Annotated in this window: 19 protein-coding genes; 9 read left to right on the forward strand and 10 right to left on the reverse strand. The window is 54.9% G+C overall.

What is annotated here, in order from left to right:
* Positions 1–36: 36 nt before the first annotated feature.
* Positions 37–1,065, reverse strand: a complete 1,029-nt coding sequence (locus tag RUDLU_RS0114600; RefSeq protein ID WP_019989136.1) for a S1C family serine protease — start codon at positions 1,063–1,065, stop codon at positions 37–39.
* A gap of 60 nt (positions 1,066–1,125) precedes the next feature.
* Positions 1,126–1,710, reverse strand: coding sequence for an RNA polymerase sigma factor (locus tag RUDLU_RS0114605; protein WP_019989137.1), 585 nt, complete (start codon positions 1,708–1,710; stop codon positions 1,126–1,128).
* Positions 1,711–1,855: 145 nt separating this feature from the next.
* Between RUDLU_RS0114605 and RUDLU_RS30155 the strand changes: the two genes are divergently transcribed.
* Complete coding sequence (locus tag RUDLU_RS30155) at positions 1,856–2,062, forward strand: hypothetical protein (protein WP_157580210.1); 207 nt, start codon at positions 1,856–1,858, stop codon at positions 2,060–2,062.
* Positions 2,063–2,239: 177 nt separating this feature from the next.
* Complete coding sequence (locus RUDLU_RS0114615; protein WP_019989139.1) at positions 2,240–2,473, forward strand: hypothetical protein; 234 nt, start codon at positions 2,240–2,242, stop codon at positions 2,471–2,473.
* A gap of 97 nt (positions 2,474–2,570) precedes the next feature.
* Here RUDLU_RS0114615 and RUDLU_RS0114620 read toward each other — a convergent pair whose 3' ends face one another.
* The 4 genes from RUDLU_RS0114620 to RUDLU_RS0114635 all read right to left on the reverse strand — a co-directional run bounded on the left by RUDLU_RS0114620 (position 2,571) and on the right by RUDLU_RS0114635 (position 5,578).
* Entirely contained in the window at positions 2,571–3,779 is a 1,209-nt protein-coding gene (locus RUDLU_RS0114620) for an acetyl-CoA C-acetyltransferase (protein WP_019989140.1), read from the reverse strand.
* Positions 3,780–3,842: 63 nt separating this feature from the next.
* The gene (locus RUDLU_RS0114625; RefSeq protein ID WP_019989141.1) at positions 3,843–4,109 is read right to left on the reverse strand and encodes a hypothetical protein; all 267 of its coding nucleotides are present in this window, start codon (positions 4,107–4,109) and stop codon (positions 3,843–3,845) included.
* Positions 4,106–4,630, reverse strand: coding sequence for a nucleotidyl transferase AbiEii/AbiGii toxin family protein (locus RUDLU_RS0114630; RefSeq protein WP_019989142.1), 525 nt, complete (start codon positions 4,628–4,630; stop codon positions 4,106–4,108). Before RUDLU_RS0114630 ends, RUDLU_RS0114625 begins: the two co-directional genes overlap by 4 nt.
* Before the next feature lie 24 nt (positions 4,631–4,654).
* Positions 4,655–5,578, reverse strand: a complete 924-nt coding sequence (locus tag RUDLU_RS0114635; RefSeq protein ID WP_019989143.1) for a TIGR01777 family oxidoreductase — start codon at positions 5,576–5,578, stop codon at positions 4,655–4,657.
* Positions 5,579–5,702: 124 nt separating this feature from the next.
* Between RUDLU_RS0114635 and RUDLU_RS0114640 the strand changes: the two genes are divergently transcribed.
* Positions 5,703–6,254, forward strand: coding sequence for a hypothetical protein (locus tag RUDLU_RS0114640; protein WP_019989144.1), 552 nt, complete (start codon positions 5,703–5,705; stop codon positions 6,252–6,254).
* Positions 6,255–6,341: 87 nt separating this feature from the next.
* On the opposite strand, the gene rimK is transcribed toward RUDLU_RS0114640, so the two are convergent.
* Genes rimK through RUDLU_RS0114660 form a run of 4 tightly spaced genes read right to left on the reverse strand, consistent with a single transcriptional unit; the run spans position 6,342 to position 10,113 of the window.
* Entirely contained in the window at positions 6,342–7,244 is a 903-nt protein-coding gene (rimK, locus tag RUDLU_RS0114645) for a 30S ribosomal protein S6--L-glutamate ligase (RefSeq protein WP_019989145.1), read from the reverse strand.
* A gap of 9 nt (positions 7,245–7,253) precedes the next feature.
* Positions 7,254–7,718 carry an ATP-dependent zinc protease family protein gene (locus RUDLU_RS0114650; protein WP_019989146.1) on the reverse strand — a complete coding sequence of 155 codons (465 nt, stop codon included), beginning with the start codon at positions 7,716–7,718 and terminating at the stop codon, positions 7,254–7,256.
* Positions 7,715–8,851 carry a DNA polymerase III subunit gene (locus tag RUDLU_RS0114655; protein WP_019989147.1) on the reverse strand — a complete coding sequence of 379 codons (1,137 nt, stop codon included), beginning with the start codon at positions 8,849–8,851 and terminating at the stop codon, positions 7,715–7,717. Before RUDLU_RS0114655 ends, RUDLU_RS0114650 begins: the two co-directional genes overlap by 4 nt.
* A gap of 50 nt (positions 8,852–8,901) precedes the next feature.
* Positions 8,902–10,113: a putative sugar nucleotidyl transferase gene (locus RUDLU_RS0114660; protein WP_019989148.1), complete on the reverse strand. Its 1,212-nt coding sequence runs from the start codon at positions 10,111–10,113 to the stop codon at positions 8,902–8,904.
* A gap of 129 nt (positions 10,114–10,242) precedes the next feature.
* Here RUDLU_RS0114660 and RUDLU_RS0114665 point away from each other — a divergent pair, with 129 nt between their 5' ends.
* The 6 genes from RUDLU_RS0114665 to RUDLU_RS0114690 all read left to right on the forward strand — a co-directional run bounded on the left by RUDLU_RS0114665 (position 10,243) and on the right by RUDLU_RS0114690 (position 19,240).
* Positions 10,243–11,262, forward strand: a complete 1,020-nt coding sequence (locus RUDLU_RS0114665; protein ID WP_019989149.1) for a dipeptide epimerase — start codon at positions 10,243–10,245, stop codon at positions 11,260–11,262.
* A 41-nt stretch (positions 11,263–11,303) separates the two neighbouring features.
* On the forward strand, positions 11,304–12,377 hold the full coding sequence (locus tag RUDLU_RS0114670) for an aminotransferase class I/II-fold pyridoxal phosphate-dependent enzyme (protein ID WP_019989150.1): 1,074 nt from the start codon (positions 11,304–11,306) through the stop codon (positions 12,375–12,377).
* 73 nt (positions 12,378–12,450) lie between these two features.
* Complete coding sequence (locus RUDLU_RS0114675; protein WP_157580212.1) at positions 12,451–12,888, forward strand: hypothetical protein; 438 nt, start codon at positions 12,451–12,453, stop codon at positions 12,886–12,888.
* 70 nt (positions 12,889–12,958) lie between these two features.
* Positions 12,959–14,071, forward strand: a complete 1,113-nt coding sequence (locus RUDLU_RS0114680; RefSeq protein WP_211220209.1) for a C40 family peptidase — start codon at positions 12,959–12,961, stop codon at positions 14,069–14,071.
* A gap of 497 nt (positions 14,072–14,568) precedes the next feature.
* A complete protein-coding gene (locus RUDLU_RS0114685; RefSeq protein WP_019989153.1) occupies positions 14,569–17,769 on the forward strand; it encodes a SusC/RagA family TonB-linked outer membrane protein in 3,201 nt (1,066 codons plus the stop codon).
* A gap of 22 nt (positions 17,770–17,791) precedes the next feature.
* Positions 17,792–19,240 carry a SusD/RagB family nutrient-binding outer membrane lipoprotein gene (locus RUDLU_RS0114690; protein WP_019989154.1) on the forward strand — a complete coding sequence of 483 codons (1,449 nt, stop codon included), beginning with the start codon at positions 17,792–17,794 and terminating at the stop codon, positions 19,238–19,240.
* The last annotated feature ends 34 nt before the right edge of the window (positions 19,241–19,274 follow it).

The raw sequence follows: 19,274 nt of genomic DNA on the forward strand, positions 1-19,274 counted from the left end.
GAATAAAACGGAGCTGTTTCGGGTATTCGATACGCGCTACTCCTTATGCTTAAACACCTTCACCATGTACACGTTCTGCTGTACCCGCTTGATCTGCTGGGTACGCGGCAGGCGGCTCAGAGCGCTCCGGCGGCTCAGCTTGAGGGGTTGCCCTTTGAGTGAATCGTTGGGAATGGCGCTGATGGCACGGTACAGAAAGTCGGTTTTGATCGCAAACGAAGCCCCTTCGCTCGAAACCTGCTTACCGCTGATAATCCCGATTACGTTGCCACTGCCATCGAGCAGCGGACCACCCGAGTTGCCAGGATTCACGCTGATGGCTACCTGATACGCCGATGAATCGTTGCGGTAGCCGGTGCCACTGCTTACATACCCTTCGCCGTACACAATCTCGTCGCGGGGGAAACCGAGGGTAAACACCCGCTCGCCCAGATCCGACGGGCGTGGGTCAAATCCGTAGGGGACTACCTGACCGGGCCGGAACGTGCTGTCGTCGCGAACACTCAGAATTGCCAGATCGTAGCCTTTATCGGCGTACACAACCCGGGCCTTGTACACATCGCCCGATTGACTCTGCACATAAACGGAATCAGCGCCCTGCACAATATGGTTATTGGTGACCAGATAGCCGTCCGAGTTAAGCAGAAAGCTGGTGCCGGCAATCTGACCGGGGTTGACCGTAATAAGCGATTTCCGGCGGACGCTAAGCCCGTCCAGAATCCGGTTCTGCGATTGCTTAATGGCCTGCACATCCCGACGTAGCATGCTGTACTGCTCCTGCTGTTGGGTGGTGTTGCGGTAATAGCGAACCAAAAACAGGGTCGAGAAGGTAGTTACGATGGCTACAGCCGCGGCTACCGCAAAGGTAGAGCGGTAGGTCTGCCAAAGCTCGCGCACGCGGCCAATCCGCTTTACGGGCGGCTCGGCGTCGGTAGCCAGCATCTGAGCTCGTTGGCGCATCGCATCCATATCGACGCTCGCCTGAGCCCTTGCCAAACGTTCCCTAAAAACCAACCGGCGACCATACTGCTCAAGGGCGTCGGTAATTTGCTTTTCCTCGTTCATTTTCTTGGGTGGTTTAGCCTTCAGCAGCGCGGTCAGGCGAAATACTGAATACAAAAACCGTTACTCCTGGTAGTCAGAAAAAAACAATCGCTTCAATCGCATCAGGCACTTGTACTTCTGCGTCTTCGCGTTGTCGGTATTGGTGTAACCAAACTTTTCCGTGATGTCCTGCATAGACAACTGACGGATATAAAAATCTTCAAGTAACGTGCGGCAGGGCTCGCCCAGTTTTGCCAGTGAGGCTGCCATTACATCAAACTGCTCATTCCGGCGCTCGTGCTCGGTCAGGTCTTCGTCTACCGACAGAAGCTCGTCTGACTCGTTTAGCTCGTCGGCCGCGAGGCCTCCGAAACGCCCCCGTCGGGACAGCTGCTTGAGCCAAAGGCGTCGGCACACCGAATACAGGTACGTTTTGAGTTGGGCGCTTAGTGCAAACGTCTCGTCCTGAGCACGCTCGTACAAAACAACCAACGCTTCCTGAAAAATGTCCTTCGCGTCGTCTTCACTTCCGCTGTTGCTCAAAATCAAATGCAGTACCATTGGGAAATACCGCTGATACAACTGATTCAGAGCCGCGTCCGATCCGCTTGCCAGGCCATCCAGCAGGGCTTCGTCAGTCCAGTGCAAACGAATCGTCTCCCTCATTAATCGCGCTCATTAGTTAATACAGTTTGACCAAAATAGTAACCCAAAAAAAAGTTTTAAAATTTTTCAAAAAACGTGGGTTACCTATTTCTCGGTCGGGTATTAAGGTTGGTATTAATCGTTAACGTTAAACTACCCCAATATCATGAAAGCTCTGGTAAAATCTTCATTCTTCTTCCTGGCAATGATCGCTCTGGCTACTTCTTGCCAGAAGAAAGCTGAAAGCACTGAAACGACTACGACTGCTGACTCTACGTCAATGACGATGGATTCATCAGCTACTGTAGCAACTGACAGCACGATGGCTACGGATTCTTCAGCCGCTGCTATGCCTGCTGATTCAGCTAAGTAATTTGCAAACACGGTTTGCAACCCCAAAAACGGCGGCTCACAACTGAGTCGCCGTTTTGCTTTTTAGCAGAAATGAGTAACATAGCGTATCTGCTTCCTGTTCCTTTCTCCGTTCCTCCTTTCGTATAACAATCTACGTTTCTGGTAGGTTATTAGCCTAAACAAATACTCAATCGGTATGGCTAACAACAAAACAACCCAGCAACCCGGCTCGGAGCCCAATCATCAGCATGGCTACGACACGACCGGACGACGCCCGAACATGGAACAGGTGATGGGCAATGAACACAAATCGAAGCAGGAACCCGAAGACGACCACCACGAGGCTAAATCGAAAGAGCAATTGGCCGATGAGCGGGGTGGGCACGGGCATTCGGGCCATAGCGGCTCGCGCAACGGTAGTCGGAAATAAGAGTAAGGGGTAGAAAGGAGAAGGGAGGAAAGGAGAAGGTCTACGCAAATGCGGCATAACCTTTCTCCTTTCCTCCCTTCTCCGTTTTCCTTCTTTTTTAATTCACCCGCTCGAAAATGGTAGCAATGCCCATGCCTCCACCGATGCACAAGGTCGATAGGCCGATTTGCTTGTCGGAGCGCTCCAGTTCGTCGATGAGGGTGGCGGAGATAATGGCCCCCGTTGCCCCCAGCGGATGCCCCAGCGCAATAGAACCCCCGTTGACATTGAGTTGGCTGTGGTCTACACCCAACTCGTCCATAAACAGCATCGGAACAGCGGCAAAAGCCTCGTTGACCTCGAACAGATCGATGTCGCTGATAGCCATGCCGGCTTTTCTGAGCACTTTCTGTGTGGCCGGAATAGGGCCGGTGAGCATGATTGTCGGTTCAGAACCGACAATAGCAAACGCTTTGATGCGGGCGCGGGGCTTCAAACCCGCTTTCTCGCCGAATTCTTTGCTTCCGATCAGCACACCCGCCGACCCGTCGACAATCTGCGACGAGTTGCCGGCATGGTGCACGTGGTTAATTTTGTTGTACTCCGCGTATTTGAGCAGAGCGAGTGCATCGAGGCCCATTTGCCCCATCATCTCAAACGCTGGTTTGAGCTTGCCTAAGCTCTCGGCCGTTGTGCCGGGGCGGACGCCCTCGTCGCGGTCGAGCACTACCTGTCCAATCTCATCACGGAGGGGTACCAGGGTTCGGGCAAACCGATTGTCGGCCTGTGCGGCCTCAGCCCGGCGGTACGATTCGGCCGCGAAAGCATCGGCAGCGGCCCGGGTATAGCCGTATTTGGTAGCAATCAGATCGGCCGAGATTCCCTGCGGAACAATATTGTGCCGGGCTACAATCTGTGGATTCATGAACAAGGCGCCCCCGTCGGTTCCCATCGGTACCCGCGACATAGACTCTACCCCGCCGGCGACAATGGCATCGACCTGCCCCGACATCACGTAGGCTGCGGCCATGTTGATAGCCTCCAGTCCTGATGAGCAAAACCGGTTGAGTTGCACCCCGGCTACCGATTCGGCGTAGCCTGCTTCGAGTACAGCCGTGCGGGCAATATCGGCACCCTGCTCGCCTACGGGTGTTACGCAGCCCATAATCACATCGTCGATCAGGCTGGTGTCCAACCCGTTGCGGTCGCGCAGGTTGACCAGTACACTGGTTAATAACTGAATAGGCTGAATATCGTGGAGCGACCCATCGCTCTTGCCCCGTCCGCGAGGGGTGCGCACAGCGTCGTAGATGAAAGCGTCTGCCATTATCGACTAGTTTAAAGTTTGTTTTGAGATGAAAGTTAGACAAGTGCCGTAAAACGTCTCCGTTCAGGCAGGGGTATCGTGAAAGGAAATAATGGATTGTCGAATTGCTTCCATTTTATCGGCTGGAAACTCTTTACCATATAAACGTTCGGCCAGACCTGCGATCAATTGACCTTGCGTCCATTCAGGGTGCTTATAGCGAAGTTGGTCCAATACAAGCTGGCGTCCATCCTCGATCATCGATAAGCATACCTCAATGCGTTGGCCTGGCTTCATGGCATTGAAAATGGCTAGCTGCTTTTCGTAGATATAATAAGGGGTATCGTTCATAGAAGTCCGAATGTGTTTAAATGGAGTTGTTGCAGCCAGTGTCTTACATACTCGATGTCTATGTTGTTATCAGCGATCAAATGTTCGATGTCTATAATTTGCTGTCCACTTTGGTAGTCTTGTATCCAAATCAACTTCGACAGAATTAGATCCTCTACAGTAACTACCCAAGCCTCGACTCCATAAACCATATCTCGTCGTCGGCGGGCAAATTCTGTATGACGAAATAAATCTTGTTTACGGATAACAAAATCGACTTTGTAACCACTCGCTTCGTCAATAACGTTAAAAAAGCCTTTTCTACGAACTTCTTCCTCAACAGACGGTCGGTGGAAGTAAAAGCCTTTGCTAAAAATCCTCGAAAGAGTATCTACGTCTTTTTCTTCTAGTACAATAATTAAGTCAATATCTCTTGTAAAACGAGGTATCGTGTAAAGACTCATGGCTATACTTCCAGAAAGCATATACGGGATCTGGTGGTTTTCCAGTTGAGTGCATACATACTGCAAGAGTTCTTTCATAGAAGCAAGTTACAAGGCAATCGTTTACTTCAACAAGTCCTCAAGGGCGTCGCGTAGCTTGGGGAATTTATACGCAAACGTGGTTTCGTGGGCAATCCGCTTGTTGAGGACCAGACTGCTGCCGAGCACGGTTACGGCCAGTTCGCCAAAAGCGAGCTTGATGGCAAAGGCCGGTACTTTGGGCAGAATGAGCGGCCGCTTGAGCACACTGGCGATTTCGCGGGTAAGGGCCTCGTTGGTAACTGGGTCGGGGGCTACGCCATTGTAAGCGCCTTTCCACGACTCTGTTTCGACGGCCTGGATAAACAACTGACAGATATCGTCGACGTGAATCCACGAAATATACTGCTGACCCGACCCGATGGCGGCCCCGGCCCCCAGCCGAATGGGTTGTACCAGTTTGGGCAAGGCCCCGCCCGCCATGGTGAGCACCACGCCCGTGCGGATGCGTACCGTGCGAATGGGCTGCCCCTCGGTTGTTTTGATGGTGTCAATTTCCTCAACCGATCGCTCCCAGGCACGGGTCACCTGCGCCAGAAAATCGCTGCCCGCCGGGCTGGTTTCGGTCATGGGCCGGTCGCCGGTATCGCCCCCGTAGTACCCGATGGCCGATGAGGACACGAAAACCCGCACCCGGTTGGGCGTGTTGCGCAGCGCCTGGGCCAGCAACGCGGTCGATTGCGTGCGGCTTTCCAGAATTTCGCGCTTGCGGGCGTCGCTCCAGCGTTCGTCGGCAATACCGGCCCCAGCCAGGTGAATAATGGCATCGGCGTCGGCAACGGCCCGCGCATCGATCTGGCTTTTTCGGACATCCCAATGGTACACCTGCACATTGGGAACCGACTGCTCAGAGCGGCTTAGCCAGGCAACCGTGTGGCCTTTCTGTTGTAAGAGTTGGGTGAGTCGGCGGCCAATGCTTCCGGTGCCGCCCGTGATCAGAATAGTCATAATGCAGAGAACAACCAATACCACCTCACATAAATGGTTTGGTCAGTTATGAAGTAACGGTTAATACCAATTATCTGTTTCTTTGCAGCGAAGAACTGTTCGTTGTTACCTGTTCACTGTGCCTATGCCCGCTATCGATCCCGATCTCAAACGTGCCATTGTCCGGCTCCCCGAAAACGAAAAAGATAAACTGCTGCTACGGCTCATTACCAAAGATGCGCTGCTGCTCGAACGGCTTCAGTTTGAGTTGATTGAGCATGGGCAGACGGTCGACGAGCGCCGGATGGTGATTCGAGAGTTTATCGACCGCACGGTACGGCTCAAGCAGGATTCGGCGGGGTGGATTATGATGGACATGCGTACCATCAGCGGCTACATAACCCGGCATGGCAAGGTAACCAAAGACAAGTATGGGGAGGTAGAATTGGGAATGTATATGCTCAATTCGTTTTTCGAAGAGCGCCCCGATCAGCTACGTACCTACAATAGCCGCACAGACAAATGTGCGTTGTACATTGCCAAACGGACCGATCAAATCCTGAAAAAGCTGCTCAAACTCGACCCCGATTATTTTGTGGAATTTGCCGACGACATGAATTCGCTCCTCCACCGTGTACATACTTACTGCCCGGCCCACTACGCCCGGCAACTTGGGTTACCAAAGGAATTTGAATAGGAGAGAAGGGAGGAAGGAGGAAAGGAGAAAGGTTAGCCACGCTTGCGTTCCTTTCTCCTTTCCTCCTTCCTCCCTCCTCCCTCTTTTCTACACTCCCACAATATCGCTTTCGTCGGCGCGTATTTTTTCTTCAACAAAATTGATGATATCGTCGGCAACGTCGCGACGGGTGGCTTTCTCGATGCCTTCGAGTCCGGGCGATGAGTTGACTTCCATCACCAGCGGCCCCCGGTTAGAAATCAGCATGTCGACTCCGGCTACGCGCAGGCCCAGGGCTTTGGTGGCGGTCAGGGCGGTCCATTCGATTTCGGGCGTGAGCGGAATGGCCTCGGCCCGGCCACCCCGGTGCAGGTTGGAACGAAACTCGCCCTCTGGTCCCTGTCGCTTCATGACGCCTACCACCTGATTGCCCACCACAAAAGCCCGTACATCGGTTCCTTTCGACTCAGCGATGTACTCCTGAACGAGTACGTTCTGTTTCAGTCCTGTAAAGGCTTCGATGGTCGATTTGGCCGCTTTGGCCGTTTCGGCCAGTACCACCCCGATGCCCTGCGTGCCTTCCAGCAACTTGATCACAACGGGTGGACCGCCCACCAACTCAATGAGCTGCTTTACATCTTTGGGGTGGTTGGCCATAACGGTCTTGGGAAGGCCCACCCCGGCTTTCGACAGGATTTGCAGGCTTCGGAGCTTGTTGCGGGCCCGGCTGATTGCCTGCGATTTGGCAGTGGTAAAAACCTTCATAAGCTCAAACTGCCGGACAATAATGCAGCCGTAGTCGGTTACGGAGGCCCCAATGCGGGGAATAATGGCGTCGATGGAATCAATTACGCTGTTCTGATACAGCACCGCCGGCCGGTCATTTTCGATCACAACCTGGCACTTCATATGGTCTATAACGACGGCCTCGTGACCGCGTTTCCCGGCGGCTTTGACTAAACGTTGCGTTGAGTAAAGCTTTGGATTGGCCGACAGGATGGCAATACGCATGAGAGTAGGTCAGTGAGTGCGGGTACTGACTTTGGCTTGTTGGGAAAGGTTTTTCTGGGATACATCCACCACGAACCGGTTGCGAAGAAGTTTGCGCCCCAGCAACACCGGATAACGCATACGCTCCCGGTCGGCCAGGGTAAACTCGGCCCTGATTCGGCGCCCGAATAAGACAATTCGGGTCTTGATTACGTACCGCCTTTCGGCGACACCAAAGGAGTTACGGATGGTTCGTTGTGTAAATGTATCACTGTAATAACGCTCGGACAAGTGGCCGTTATGCCCAATGACACAAAAACTTAGCAACGTGCCCTCGGCCGACTCAATCAGTCGGACATCTTTACAGTGCAGGGCTGAGGTGTACGCGCCCGTGTCAATTTTGGCCTCTACATCCAATAGACCGAGGTCCGGAAAATCGGTCACGTCGGTCATGCCGATTACCTGTTTGGGCTTGGACAGCCGGGCCGCTTTCATCGGATCAGGCGGCTAAACGTCAGCGACAGATCCAGCAAAACCATTTTGGCGCGGGCATTTCGTTCGATGTGGTACGCGGCCTCGTTAATGTCGGTGATGATCCGCTCAATGTGTACGGGCTGCAACACCTTCGCAAAGTTTTTCACAAACGTGAGTTCGTCCTCGGGCAAGCGGAGCAGCGATTCGGCTCCCTGCTGCCACAAAAACAGGTCGCGGCACAACCGCAGGCTGTATTCCATAAGCCCCTTTTGTTTCTCCTTGCTGAACCCGTCGAACTGATCGGCCTGCTTTACCAGCGCGGTCAAATCCTGCCGGTAGCAGGCCCGCATCCAGTCGGCAAACCAGCTGTGCCGGTCGGGGCTGCTTTCGGGTTCGGTGCGGAGCAGTTGCAGGGCCGCGGCCATATCGCCATTGGCCAGAAAAGCCGCCTGTCGGGCCCGGATTTCGTCGAGATTCTGCGCCTGCCGCAGGTACAGAGCCACCTCGTCATCGGTAAAGGCCCGCACGGCCACCCGCTGCGTCCGCGACAGAATAGTGATCAGCAGTTTGTCGGGCTGATTGGTCACCAGCAGAAACAAGGTGCGCTCAGGGGGTTCCTCAAGCACTTTGAGCAGGGCGTTGGCCGAGGCCACGTTCATCAGCTCGGGTAGCCAGATCAGCATGATCTTGTACCGGCCTTCGTAGGCTTTGAGCGCCAGTTTCTGAATAATGCTGCGGGCTTCTTCGGCCGAAATATTGCCCTGTTTGTTATCGGCCCCGGTTTGTTCGAGCCACTCGGGCAGGGTACGATAGGGCGACTGAAGCACCATCTGCCGCCAATCGGTCAGAAAAGCCTCGCTGGTTTTAGCCTTGCTGCCCATGTTGGCCACCGGAAACACCAGATGCAGGTCGGGGTGTACCAGTTTATTCATTTTGATGCACGACGCGCACCGGCCGCAGGCATCGGCCTCGGGCGTACCGGTGCCTTGCGGGTCTTCGCAGTTGACGTACGTAGCCAACGCCAGCGCAAGGGCGAGGTTGGCACTCCCGGTAGGCCCGTCGAACAGTTGGGCGTGGGCGAGGTGATTCTGCTGCACCGCCCGAACTAAGTGTTGCTTGAGGTCGTCGTGACCAATAATATCGCGGAAGAGCATGGGTTACGGGGAGAATATCGAACGGCCAAAAAACGTCGGTAGGGCCGGGGTTACTGCGCTTCGGGGGATTGGTACCGGCGGGTTTCCTGCTCGAAAATAGTGCGCAAAATAGCCTCTTCCACCGCATCGAATTCCCGGCCACGCCGAACGAAGGCTTCGCGGGCCACCTGCAAAGCTTTCTCGAATCGGTAGGTGGCAAAGCCCGTATCGGCCCCGCCCCACGAAAACGACGGGATGTATTTGGGCTGAAACCCACCACCGTACACGTTTACATTGACGCCCACCACCGTGCCCGTGTTGAACATGGTGCTGATGCCCGCCCGCGTGAAATCGCCCATAAACAGCCCGGCAAACATCTGCCCCGAATCCTCGAGCTGATCGGTGGCGTAGCTATGCAGCTTGACGTTGGTGTAGTCGTTTTTGAGGTTCGAATTGTTGGTGTTGGCCCCAAGGTTGCACCATTCGCCAATCACCGAATTGCCCAGATACCCGTCGTGCTGCTTGGCACCATAGCCAATCAGAATGGAATTGCCTACCTCGCCCCCCACTTTGCTGAAAGGGCCAATGGTGGTGTTCATCCGCATACGACTACCCCACTGCACGGTGGAGTCTTCGCCCAGGGCAAATGGTCCAATAACTACGGAGCCCTCGCTTACCACAGCGTTTTTGCCGAGATAGATGGGACCATTTTCGGCGTTCAGAACCGACGCCCGCACCTGAGCGCCGGGTTCCAGAAAAATATTTTCGGGCGCGTAGCAGTGCGTAAATGGGTCAGTGATGGGTTGTGAGGTGCGCCCCTCGGTGATTTTGGCCAAATCGACCCGGATTTGTGCCCCGTTCTCGGCCAGCATATGCCAGATTCGGCTGATAAGCGTGATTGGCTCGGCAAACGGGCGGGCCACCCATGCGTCGGTTTGGGGCGGCTGGCGCAGGGGCTCGCGGCTCCGAACGGCCAACAGTTGCCCGTCGGGCGCTACCAGCGATTCGCCCACCGCCAGCGTCTGCACGGCCTCGACCAAAGCGGCCGTGGGGCACAAGCTACCGTTGATGTACAGGTGCTCAGGTGCGTTGGTCTGATGCGGAAACTTAGTTTGCAAATACGGCTGGGTCAGATACGAAGGCTTCGTTTGAAGCCAGGTAGCCCATTTTTCGGCAATGGTCAGAATACCTACCCGAAGTTCGGCCACGGGGCGCGTAAACGTAAACGGCAACAGATGCACCCGGATGGCAGGATCATCGAATAGAATCAGATTCGTTGTCATACTGCAAATATCCGGCTTCCGGCGCAAAGCAGAAACCCGCTCGGAAAAATTGCCCGTCGACTTCGTTTACCTAACATTGTTGCCCATCGGCCGGGTATTCAACCGCATATCTCTGTAGTTTTACGGGCTATGAAACTCTTTTTTCACCGGTTCGACCTGCGCCTGAAACATACGTTTACGATTGCCCACGACTCACGCGATGTGCAACAGACGCTGGTGGTCGAACTCCGCGATGCCAACGGCCGGCGCGGCTTCGGCGAAGCTACGGCCAACAAATATTACGGGATCACGATTGACCGTATGGTGGCTGATCTGGAAGCGATTCGGGATCTGATTGAGCGCGAAGCCGATACCCATTCGGCCGAGAGCCTCTGGACACTTGTACACCCCTACCTGCGCGATAATCCGTTTGCGCAGTGTGCCCTCGACGAAGCGATGCACGATCTGGTGGCCAAACGGGCGGGCGTGCCGCTTTACCAATACTGGCATCTCGACCCGGCTCGTAACCCCATCACCAATTATACGATCGGCATCGATACGGTAGAGAAAATGGTGGCCAAAATGCAGGAGTTGCCGTGGCCTCTGTACAAAATTAAGCTGGGTACGCCCGACGATATGGCCATTGTGCGCGAACTGCGGCAACATACCGAGGCCCGGTTTCGGGTCGATGCCAACTGCGGCTGGACGGCCGAGCAAACGATTCGGTTCGCCCCGGAGTTGAAAACCCTCAACGTTGAATTTATCGAGCAGCCCCTCCCGGCCGACGACTACGCCGGACAGGCACGGGTGTTTGCCGAAAGTGCCTTGCCGATAGTGGCCGACGAAAGCTGCATTGTGGAAAACGATGTGGATAAGTGTATAAACCGGTTTCACGGTGTGAATATCAAGCTGACCAAGTGCGGAGGCCTAACCCCCGCCCGACGCATGATCGACCGGGCCAAAGGAGCGGGCATGTCGGTCATGGTGGGCTGTATGACGGAAAGCAGCGTTGGGATTTCGGCCATTGCGCAGCTGTTGCCCCTGCTCGATTATGTCGATATGGACGGCACGTTGCTCATTACCAATAATCCGGCGTCGGGCGTCACGCTTGATTACGGTCGGGTGATTTACGCCCCCGAAAACGGAACCGGCGCTATGCTAACCCCCTAATTTATCTATTCTTTCTCCCGAAACGCCCAAACGCTGCCCTGTTGAGCTCAGATACCCACCTAACTATTGATCAACTGCCCGGTCGGTTTGTAAACTACGCCGGTCGGCAATGCCTGTTTTTTTCGGGCACCTCGTACCTCGGTATGAGCCAGAATCCGGCGTTTCAGGCACGGGTTGTTCAGGCCATGAGCCAGTACGGCACTGTGTTTGGCAGTTCGCGCAATGGCAATTTGCGGCTTCGGGTGTACGAAGAGGCCGAACGGGCACTGGCCCGCTGGACCTCGGCCCCGGCGGCTCTGACGGTATCGTCGGGCATGATGGCCGGGCAGGTGGTGATGCAACATCTGGCCGCCAACCCCGACACGGTGTTTCTGTACGGCCCGCACACCCACCCGGCCCTGTGGCACCAGACCTCGGTCCGTTTGCCCCAACAATCGTTCGACAGTTGGGCGGCCGACCTGCCCGCGCAGGTACAGCAGCACAGGCACCGCCCGCTGGTGCTGGCCATGAACTCGCTCGATGCCGTGCGGTCGGTGGCGTATCCGTTCGATTGGGTCGGGCAATTACCCTATCACCCGGCCCTGACGCTGGTTGTCGACGATTCGCATGGGATCGGGGTACGTGGCCGGGGTGTTTGGGCCGAGTTGGCCGCGCAGTTGCCGCCCTCGGTTCGGTTGGTGGTGACGGCCTCACTAGCTAAGGCTATGGGCTTGCCGGGCGGGCTGGTACTAGCCGACACGCCTATGGTGGAGGCTATCCGGCACACTTCGTTTTTCGGAGGGGCCTCGCCGATGGCTCCGGCTACGTTGGCCGCTTTTGCCGGGGCCGAGGAGTTGTATACCGAGGCACAAGCCCGACTGACCCGGCTGGTAGCCTTGGCCGAGCAGGTTCTGCTCCCAACGGGCCTGTTCAGGCAGGCACCGCATTACCCCGTTTTTTATACCGAGCACGATGATCTGTACGCCCACGCGCTACAGCACGACCTGTTCATTTACTCGTTTGCCTACCCAACCCCGCGCGACAAAGCCAATACCCGCATCGTCATCAGCGCGTTTCACGAGCCCGCCGACATCGAGCGCCTAAGTGAGGTGGTACAGGCTTTTGGGGGCCATTGAAGCAGATAATGCCCGTTTGCTCAGTATGTTGGTTTGAGGGTTCGGCAATACGGTATCATGCAGAAAAAACGCCATGAAACACTTATTGCTATTGCTGGTGGGCCTGCTGGCCTTTGCATCCTGTAAAAAAGAAGATGAACCAATGCCCGTAGCGAGTGCGCGTGTAGCGGGTACATACGTAGTGAGCCGGATTGCCTACGACGCGCCCGGTACGGTCGACGATTACGATGTGACCCTGCCCCGGTCGGTCAATGGGGTGTCGCAGTCGGGAACACTGGTGGCGCAGCGATTCAATAACCGCGATGATGCCGTAACCATTGTGATTACCATAAAAACGACGGGGGAGCAAGATCAGAACCTTGATTTGCAGGATTTTGACCTGGCCGAGAGCGGCCGAACGCTGAACCTGAATTTCAACGGGGCTACCTACGGTACGACCGATGGCAATACCATCAAACTTGATTTTACCGAAAACGGCGAGCGGTTAGTGGTCGAAGCCAAACGGCAATAACATAGCCAACGGCTTACGGGGCCGGTAGCGGTTTTGGCTGTTGCTGGCCTCTTTTTGTTTATTTTGTAGTATGATGCGCTTTCTTCTTTCGGTAGGTATTGCCGTACTGCTCCATTCGGTAGGTCTGGCTCAATCGCTTTCCTCGGTTATCGACTCGGTTCGGCAGCAGTACGCGCCCGACGGCCGGGTGGCTCTATTTCAGGTAACCCTCGACTCGGCCGGGACAATCGTCGGCAAAACGAACCTGCCCGAAGCCAAACAAGCGTTGCTCACGCGGCTGAATACCCGAAAGATGCCTTTTCGGGAGCAGATTCAGGTGTTACCTGCCCCTTCGCTCGAGGATAAAACCTATGCCGTTGTGACGGTTTCGGTGGCTAACCTGCGCTCAAACCCCCGCGATGCGGCCGAACTGGCTACGCAGGCGCTGCTGGGCATGCCTTTGCGCGTTTGGGATAAAGATCGGGGCTGGTATCAGGTACAAACGCCCGATGGATACATTGCCTGGGTCGATTTCGGTGGTTTTGAGCGCATGACCAAAGCCCAGTTTGAGGCCTGGGAACAAACGCCCAAGCTCATATATACCCAACCGTTTGGGTTTTGCTTTAGTAAGCCCGACCGGGAGTCGCAGACTGTTTCGGATCTGGTTGCCGGGAACCTGCTAACGTTGGTAGCTACTACCAAAACGTTTTACGAAGTGCGTTACCCCGACGGCCGCGCGGGATTTGTGAGCCGGGCGGAGGCCCAACCCTATACCGAGTGGAAGGCCAAAGCCGCAGCTACCGAAGCGTCGCTGACCCAAACAGCCCGCCGACTCATGGGCATTCCGTACCTCTGGGGCGGCACCTCGACCAAGGGGATGGATTGCAGCGGCTTCACCAAAACGGTGTACGCGCTCAATGGCACCATGCTCGCCCGCGATGCTTCGCAGCAGGTACATCAGGGGACTCTGGTGCCCACACCCGACCACGATTTCTCCCAGCTACGGCCGGGCGATCTGCTGTTTTTCGGGACGCCCGCTACCGCCGATAAGCCCGAGCGGGTAGTGCACGTGGGTATGTGGCTGGGCAACGGCGAATTTATTCACGCGTCGGGTCAGATTCGGGTCGCAAGCCTTGATCCCAAGGCTCCTCATTTCAACGAATACGAGTGGAAACGGTTTCTGCGGGCCAAGCGGATGCGGTAACCTGAGCAGAAAGTTAGATACGGAACAGAGACCGCTAAATCGGGAGGTTATTAAAATAAGATTAAAGACTATGTATCTTTTCTGGCGACCCCTCACTCGTTATTTTCCTAATACCGGCATGGCCATACTTGAGTAAAATTACTTCGTCTGTATTCTTTTAGTTGCTTTGCTAATTAGTATGCAGACAAGTTTAAGTAGTATCGTATATAGATTAACGTAACGTTAAAATAGGCCTATAAATGAGCCTATTATTGGCCTTAGTAAACAGCTGTTATCTTAAAAAAGTGATAAGTAAATTACTTAAGATCTGCGTAACATGTAGGGTTTCTGTTTAATATACTTGAGAGGTAGGAAAAGTAATATTTTTATCATTTTTAATCGTTATTTTATTGATAGTCGTAATGATATTCTGCAAAGTAGGTATTTGACAGAATCTTTAACTGTTAACAAATTTTAAGATATTTGTCTCCTAACTAAAGTCAATCATCTTAACAAACATGCGTAAACTTTTAATTGTACAGCTTTTGCTGTGCATGTTCAGTTTGCCCTTGCTGGCCCAGGATCGGGTGGTGACGGGCAAAGTGACATCAGCAGAGGATGGCTCCACGCTACCTGGTGTAAACGTTACGGTCAAAGGAACCTCACGGGGAACCAGTACGGACGTAGATGGCCAGTACCGACTCAACGTACCCGAAGGCGCAACCCTTGTTTTTAGTTTTATCGGATTCGCCCGGCAGGAAGTAGCAGTAGGAAGCCGTTCGACAATTGACCTCGCGTTGGCTACCGATGCGTCGCAGTTGCAGGAAGTGGTTGTAACGGCGCTCGGCATTGCCCGCGACAAAAAAGCGCTCAACTATGCGGTTCAGGAAATTAAGCAGGAGAAACTGAACATTGCCCGCGAGCAGAACGTAGCCAATGCCCTCGCCGGTAAAATTGCCGGGGTGCAGGTACTCGGGCAGTCGGGGGCTAAGTTCGGTACACCGTCGATCCGGATTCGGGGGGTGAACTCGCTCACCGGAAACGACCCGCTCTACGTAGTCGACGGTACGCCAACCGACGTGAGCCAGGTAAACATGGACGATGTCGAAAACCTGTCGGTACTGAAAGGACCTTCGGCCACGGCCCTGTACGGTAACCGGGCCTCGGCCGGGGTTATTGTGATTACGACCAAGCGCGCGAAAGCGGGCGAAACCCGGCTCGATATTAACCACAGCACGACGCTCGATATGGTGGCCATGTTGCCCAAATATCAGAACGAATACGGTGGTGGCTATTCGCAGGATTGGGAAACGTTTGAGTTTGACCCCAAAATTCACCCGGCCAATTGGGCCTCGTTTAACGGGCAGAAGATTCTGGACTACTCGGCCGACGAAAGCTGGGGACCCCGCTTGGATGGGTCGCCCCACCGCTCGGCGTTCTCGTGGCAGCAGGGGCCTGAGTTTGGGCAGTTGACGCCGTTCTCTCCGCAGCCTAACAACGTACGCGACTTCTTCGAGAAGCCCATCAGCAACAACACCAACATTGCATTCTCGCGCGGCACCGAAGCCTTTCAGAGCCGGATTTCTTACTCACACATCACCAACAACGGTATCATTCCCAACTCAGCGCAGTCGCGGGATTTCATCAGTGCTAAAAACTCGATTGTGTTTGGCAAGAACCTGACGGCCAACCTGAACCTGAACTACACCTCGACCCGCACCGTGAACCAACCCGCCGACCGGTACGGCTCGTCGGGGGGGACCACGCCCGGTGGTAGCCCGATTGGCGTATCAAATGCCATTCTGAATGGCTACAACCAAACCATCGGCTCGTTTAACCAGTGGTTTCAGCGGCAGTTGCGCATGGACGACCTCCGCAACTACAAAAACCCCGACGGTACGTTCCGGAGCTGGAACATTGGCGGACCAACCGACCCCCGGCCCAAGTATTGGGACAGCCCCTTTACGCAGGCCTACGAAAACACCAACGTGAACCGGGGCGACCGCTTGTTCGGTGACTTTGGCCTGACTTATCAGTTTACGCCAAGCCTGAAGGCCTCGGCTACGGTACGCCGGGATCAGAACAACTATTACCAGGAGGGCCGCATTGCCACAGGCACGCTCAACGAGGGTGGCCGGGGTGGTTTCTCAACGCTATCGTCGAGCTCACGGGAGAACAACTACGAATTGCTGGTGAACTACGCCCAGGATTTCAAAGACCTCTCGATTGTGGCCAATGCTGGGGGTAACATCCGTTACAACCGGACAGATGGCTTGTTTCAGGCCACGGTTGGTGGCTTGTCGGCACCGGGCTTTTACAACATAGCGGGTTCGATCAGTCGCCCTGTGGCCAACAATTACCTGTTTGAACGTCAGGTAAATAGCTTGTTCGGTAACGTGAGCATTGGTTTCCGCGATTTTGTATTCGTGGAGGCTTCGTTGCGCAACGACTGGTCGTCGACCCTGCCTGCTGGCAACAACTCGTACCTGTACCCCTCGGTATCGGCGGGTCTGGTGTTTACCGAGCTGATTCCGCGTAACAACGTGCTGTCGTACGGTAAAATTCGGGCCGGTTACGCTCAGGTGGGTACCGACGTAGGCCCGTACCAAACGGCGCTGGCTTACTCGGTAGGTACGTCGTACGGCAACAACTCAACGTTCTTCCTGCCGGGCACGTTGCCCAACGCGGGCCTGTTGCCGGGTCTGTCGTCGTCGTACGAAGGGGGTATCGACTTGCGTTTCCTCAACAACCGGTTCGGGCTGGAGTTTACGGCGTATCAGAACAACAACCGGAACCAGATTATCCCGTTGCCGGTAGCGCCCACGAGCGGCTACACCAACGCGATCATCAACGCCGGTCTGATTCAGACGTCGGGTCTGGAACTGCACTTGTTTGCCAGCCCGATTCGTTCGGCAAATGGGTTCAACTGGGATTTCGACCTGAACTTCGACCGCAACCGCTCTAAGGTGGTAGAATTGGCCGAAGGGCTGACCAACTATCAGGTAGATGGTCCGCAGTGGCGTACCCTGACCCTGAATGCCCGCGTGGGTCAGGACTGGGGCGCTCTGTACGGTCAGGGCATCAAGAAAGACGCCAACGGGCAACCGCTGATCTACGGCTCGGGCACCAACGCAGGTTTGTACGTGAAAGAAGACAACGTATATCTCGGTTCGGTACTGCCCAAGTTCAAAGGTGGCTGGTTGAACACCTTCGCCTACAAAGGCGTAACCATGCGCGTAAACACTGATTTTGTGGTAGGTGGCAAATTCTTCTCGACCACGAAAATGTTTAACGCCTACTCGGGTCTGGCGGCCGAAACGGCGGGCCTGAACGAGTTGGGTAACCCCAAGCGCGACCCTGTAGCCGACGGTGGTGGTATTCTGCTCGAAGGTGTGACCGAAGAGGGCCGTCCCAATACGACCCGTGTGGAAGCACAAAACCTGTACGAGAACTGGCTGTTTGCCCTCAACGAGCGTTGGATCTACGACAAAACCTATGTGAAGCTCCGCGAGGTGTCGATTGGCTACAACCTGCCAACCCGCGTGTTGGGTCGGTTCATCAAGTCGGCCAACGTATCGCTCATTGCCCGGAACCCGCTGTTGATTTACAGCGCCATTGGCGGTGGTATCGACATTTCGGAGTCAGAAACCATCTGGTACGAGGGTGGGCAGCTGCCACCGGTTCGTTCGTTCGGGGTTAACGTTCGGTTAGGTCTATAATTTTAATTCTGTCGAAACTCCCATGAAAGGGCACAAATTCATACTCCTGGCAGGCTTACTGGCAACGACCACGGCCTGCAACAAATTTGACGAGATAAACGTCAACCCGAATAGTCCGCTGACGGCTAATACGGGGAGCCTGCTGACGGGCGCTGTGCGTAACGTTGGTACGGTGAACGCGCAGGTAGGGCCGGGTTCGTTCAACATTGTACCGGCCATGTACGTGCAGCAGTTTGGCGATGTTACGTACATCGAAGACTCGCGCTACAAAACGGTCAATTTTAGCTACAATGGGCTGTATTCAGGGCCGCTGGTCAACCTCCAGCAGGTAATCAACCTGAACACCGACCCGACCACCAAAGCCGCTGTAGCCGCTTATGGTTCGAACAACAACCAGATTGCAATTGCCCGGATCCTGAAAGCGTACTTCTTCCAGTTCATCACCGACCGCTGGGGCGACGTACCCTACACGCAGGCGCTGAAGGGCAACGAGAATTTCTCGCCCGCGTTCGACAAGCAGCAGGATATTTACAATGACCTGTTTAAAGAGTGGAAAGAGGCTGTGGCTCAGTTTGATAATGGCGCAACCGTACAGGGCGATATTCTGCTCGGGGGCAACACGGACCGCTGGAAGAAGTTTGCCAACTCGTTGCGTTTGATCGCGGCCCTGCGCCTGTCGAAAGTGGATCCGGCCAAAGGGAAAGCTGAATTTATGGCGGCCTTGGCCGATGGGGTGTTTACCTCAAATGCTGACAATGTTCAGTACAAGTATCTGACCGATGCCAACAACGAGAACCCGCTTTACAACAACTACCAGACGACCAACCGGAAAGACTTTGCGGTGAGCAACACGTTTGTGAATTACCTCAAGCAGGTCAATGATCCGCGTTTGCCGTTTATGGCGGCCCCCAACCAGCGGGGTGAGTATGTAGGGGTGCCGTATGGTGTGTTCCCGTCGCCAGGTCCGGCTCAGAATTTCTCGCTGGCAGGTAGCACGCTGGCTCGGCAGGACTCGCCCGTTAATGTGATGACCTACGCGCAGGTATTGTTTGCTCAGGCCGAAGCGGCCAAACTGGGCTGGACTACCGGCAACGCCAAAACACTGTACGAGTCGGCGGTAAAAGCCTCCTTGCAACAGTGGATGGGTACGGCCTACACCGAAGCAGCCTACACAGCGTACATTGCGCAGCCCAACGTAGCCTACTCAGAAGCCAACGCCATTGAGCGTATTGCAACCCAGCGTTGGATTGCCCTGTTCTTCCAGGGTACCGAAGCCTGGAACGAATGGCGCCGGACGGGCTTCCCCGTGCTGAAACCAGCTCCGACTACGCTCAACGGCGGTACGGATATTCCCCGGCGGCTGGCGTACCCGGTTACCGAAACGACCCTCAACGCGAAAAACTACGCGGACGTAGTGGCCCGTCAGGGAGCCGACACACAGTACTCACGCGTTTGGTGGGATAAGCAGTAGTCTTTCTGATTTGCTCAACAACGCAGAAGCCCCG

Origin of the sequence: Rudanella lutea DSM 19387 (genome assembly GCF_000383955.1) — a bacterium.
In the GTDB taxonomy this organism is placed as follows: domain Bacteria; phylum Bacteroidota; class Bacteroidia; order Cytophagales; family Spirosomataceae; genus Rudanella; species Rudanella lutea.